Origin of the sequence: Streptomyces sp. rh34 (genome assembly GCF_002551245.1) — a bacterium.
Classification (GTDB): Bacteria; Actinomycetota; Actinomycetes; order Streptomycetales; family Streptomycetaceae; genus Streptomyces.
Window position 1 is genome coordinate 1 of record NZ_NTGZ01000422.1, and the last position, 3755, is coordinate 3755.

3 protein-coding genes are annotated in these 3755 nt (G+C 74.3%); 2 read left to right on the top strand and 1 reads right to left on the bottom strand.

Annotated features, from left to right (window positions below):
- Positions 1–130 precede the first annotated feature (130 nt).
- Positions 131–1099 carry a hypothetical protein gene (locus tag CR470_RS36535; protein WP_097871948.1) on the top strand — a complete coding sequence of 323 codons (969 nt, stop codon included), beginning with the start codon at positions 131–133 and terminating at the stop codon, positions 1097–1099.
- A gap of 188 nt (positions 1100–1287) precedes the next feature.
- Here CR470_RS36535 and CR470_RS36545 read toward each other — a convergent pair whose 3' ends face one another.
- Positions 1288–3303, bottom strand: a complete 2016-nt coding sequence (locus tag CR470_RS36545; RefSeq protein WP_097871950.1) for an NADPH-dependent 2,4-dienoyl-CoA reductase — start codon at positions 3301–3303, stop codon at positions 1288–1290.
- A gap of 216 nt (positions 3304–3519) precedes the next feature.
- On the opposite strand from CR470_RS36545, the gene CR470_RS36550 reads away from it, so the two are divergent.
- On the top strand, positions 3520–3755 hold a 236-nt coding region (locus CR470_RS36550; RefSeq protein ID WP_143663970.1), incomplete at its 3' end, for a DoxX family membrane protein.

Here is a 3755-nt window from a genome sequence, read left to right on the forward strand (position 1 = left end):
CCGCCGCCTTGCCCGGGACCTTCGCGGCGGCCGGTCCGCCACCGTCCTTCGGAGCCGCCGGCGGGTCCGCCGAGCCCGCCACCGGCTCGGATACCGGATCGCGGGCGCCCGCCCGGGCCGGAGCCGTGCGATGAACGCCACGCTGCTCGCCGTCGCACTCTCCCTCGTCTCGGCCGGCGCCTACGCGACCGCCGCCGTGGCGCAGTCCCGGCTCGCCGGCCGCGCCGACCCCTCCACCGGAGTCCTGCGCCTGCTGGGCCGGGGCGCCTGGTGGTCGGCGGTCGGCCTCAACGCCGCGGGCGCGCTGCTCCACGTTGCCGCGCTCAACTACGGCCCGCTCACCCTGGTCCAGCCGCTGGGCGCGCTGACCCTCGTCGTCGCTGTCCCGCTCGGAGCGCGCGCCGCCGGGCGCCGGGTCGGCCGCGTCGAGTGGCGGGGCACGGCCCTGACCCTGCTCGGCCTCGGCGCACTGCTCCTGACCGCGGGCGGCTCCGCCCCGCACGAGACCCTCAGCCTTCCCGAGGCGCTCGGCGTGGGCGCGGCCACCATGGCGGTCGTCGCCGGACTCGGCCGGCCCGGGGCCCGCCCGGGGCTGCGGCACGCGGCGGCCTCCGGGATCACCTCCGGGGTCGCCTCCGCGCTCACCCAGACCCTCACCGTCGCCGTCACCGACCACTCCGGCGGCCCGCTGTTCAGCTGGCGGCTGCTGACGGTGGCGCTGCTCGTCTCCGCCTTCGCGATGGGCGGCCTGCTGCTGTCCCAGACCGCGTACCGGGGCGGGCTCGGCGCCCCGCTCGCGGTGGTCACCCTCTCCAACCCGGTCGCCGCCGCCGCGATCGGCCTGGCCCTGCTCGGCGAGCGCCTCCAGGGCGGGCCGGTCAGCCTGGCGCTCGCGCTCCTCGGTACGGCGGCGGCCGTGCGCGGGGTGATGCTCCTCAGCCGGGCCCAGGCGCGGCACACGGACCCGGCCGCCCCGTCCGAGCCACCCGTCCCGGAGGGCCGGGGCCCCTCCAGGGTCGTCATCGGCAGCCCCCGGCGCGCGGACACCGCACCCCCGGCGGGCGTTCCGGAGCCCCTCCCCGCGCACGCGAGCGGCTGACCGGTCCCGGGGCTCCGATGCCGACCGGAGTTGGCTGGAACGGCTGATCACCAGGTGCGTCCCCCTCGAACGCGCTGCCGAGGCGCTGGAGTCCCGGCCGAACGACGTCAAGGCCGTCATCGACCTGGAGCGGTGACCGCCGGGCCGCCGATCCGGGTGCGGAACCGAGGCTCCAGCCCCTGTGCCGCTCAGAGCCTCGCGGCCAGCTCCGTGCCCTGGCGGATGGCCCGCTTGGCGTCCAGCTCGGCCGCCACGTCCGCGCCGCCGATCAGATGGACCGGGACGGCCCCCGTGCGCAGCTCCTCGTACAGCTCGCGGCGCGGTTCCTGACCGGCGCACAGCACCACCGTGTCGACCGGCAGCACCCGCCGCTCACCTTCGACGGTGAGGTGGAGGCCCTCGTCGTCGATGAGGTCGTAGGAGGCTCCGGCGATCATCTCGACGCCCCGGTGGCGCAGTTCGGTGCGGTGGATCCACCCCGTCGTCTTGCCGAGCCCCGCGCCGACCTTGGTGGTCCTGCGCTGGACCAGGTGGACCGTGCGCGGCGACTTGGGACGCTCGGGAGCGCGCAGCCCGCCGCGCTCCGCGTAGGCGGTGTCGACGCCCCACTGCCGGAAGAACGTGTCCGCGTCCAGGCTCGCCGCGTCGCCGCCGTCGGTCAGGAACTCCGCGACATCGAAGCCGATGCCGCCCGCGCCGACGATCGCGACCCGGTCGCCGACCGGCGCCCCGTCGCGCAGCACGTCGAGGTAGCTGACGACGTTCGGGTGGTCGGTGCCGGGGATCGCCGGGGTACGCGGCTCGACGCCGGTGGCGAACACGATCTCGTCGAAGCCGTCCAGCGAACCGGCGTCCGCCCGGGCGCCCAGCCGGAGGTCGACGTCCAGCTCGGCCAGCCGCGTACGGAAGTAGCGCAGCGTCTCGTCGAACTCCTCCTTGCCCGGCACCCGGCGCGCCACGTTCAACTGCCCGCCGACCTCGTCCGCCGCGTCGAACAGGGTCACCGCGTGCCCCCGCTCGGCCGCCGTGACGGAGCACGCGAGGCCCGCCGGACCGGCGCCGACCACGGCGACGCGTTTACGGGTCCGGGTCGGGCTCAGGACCAGCTCGGTCTCGTGGCAGGCGCGCGGATTGACCAGACAGGAGGTGATCTTGAGGCTGAAGATGTGGTCCAGGCAGGCCTGGTTGCAGCCGATGCAGGTGTTGATGGCGTCCGCCCGGCCCGCCGCCGCCTTCGCGACGAACTCCGGGTCGGCCAGGAAGGGGCGGGCCATGGAGACCATGTCGGCCCGGCCGGAGGAGAGGATCTCCTCGGCGACCTCGGGGGTGTTGATGCGGTTGCTCGTCACCAGCGGTACGGAGACCGCGCCGCGCACCTTCTCGGTCACCCAGCTGAACGCGCCGCGCGGCACGGAGGTGGCGATGGTCGGGATCCGCGCCTCGTGCCAGCCGATGCCGGTGTTGATGATCGTCGCGCCCGCCGCCTCGATCTCCTTCGCGAGCGTCACGACCTCCTCCAGCGTCGAGCCGTCCGGTACCAGGTCGAGCATGGAGAGCCGGTAGATCAGGATGAAGTCGTCGCCGACCCGCTCGCGGACCCGGCGCACGATCTCGACGGGCAGGCGCATACGGTTCTCGTAACTGCCGCCCCATCGGTCGGTGCGGTGATTGGTCGCGGAGACGATGAACTCGTTGATCAGATAGCCCTCGGAGCCCATGATCTCGACGCCGTCGTAACCCGCCAGGCGCGCAAGACCGGCCGCGCGCACGAACTCCTCGATGGTCTCCTCGACCTGGTCGTCGGTGAGCGCGTTCGGGGTGAACGCGCTGATCGGGGCCTTGAGGGCGCTCGGCGCCACCAGGTCGGGGTGGTGCGCGTACCGCCCGAAGTGCAGGATCTGCATCGCTATCCGGCCGCCCGCCGCGTGCACGGCCGAGGTGATCTCCCGGTGCTGGGCCGCCTCCGCCTCGGTCGTCATCTTGGCCCCGCCGGGAAAGGAGCAGGCCCGCTCGCTGGGGGCGATGCCGCCGGTGACGATGAGGCCGACGCCGCCCCGGGCGCGCTCGGCGTAGAACGCGGCCATCCGCTCGAAGCCGCGCTCGGCCTCCTCCAGACCGATGTGCATCGATCCCATGAGGACCCGGTTGGGGAGGGTGGTGAACCCGAGGTCCAGCGGGCTCAGCAGGGTCGGGTACAGGCTCATCCGGGGTCTCCTCCGCGCGGGGTCGTCGCGTCAGTTGTAGACCACCCCGCGTCGGCTATGCAACAAGTTGCATAATGATCTGCGTCGCACTCCGGGCCGTGTTCCGCCGGGGTCCTTCCCCGTACGGCCCAGTCCGACCGGGCCCCCGCACGCTGGTCCGACGACAGTGGGAGCCGTAGGAAACCGCCCCGAAGCCACCGTCCCCCGGGAGTCCCCATGGCCAGCGTCAACCGGCATGATCTCGGTCTGCTCGCCCTACGCGTCGGCACCGGCGCGGTGCTCGCCGCCCACGGCAGCCAGAAGCTGGCCGGCTGGTTCGGCGGCGGAGGCATCCAGGGCACCACGGCCGCGATGGAGGCGATGGGATTCCACCCGCCCAAGCGCAGTGCGGTGGCCGCCGGGCTCGGCGAGGCGGGCGGCGGCGTCCTGCTGGCGCTGGGCCTCGCCACCCT

Excerpts from the sequence above, each read along its gene's own strand:
- CR470_RS36545 (WP_097871950.1), bottom strand. The coding sequence starts at position 3,303 with ATGAGCCTGTACCCGACCCTGCTGAGCCCGCTGGACCTCGGGTTCACC.
- CR470_RS36535 (WP_097871948.1), top strand. The coding sequence starts at position 131 with ATGAACGCCACGCTGCTCGCCGTCGCACTCTCCCTCGTCTCGGCCGGC.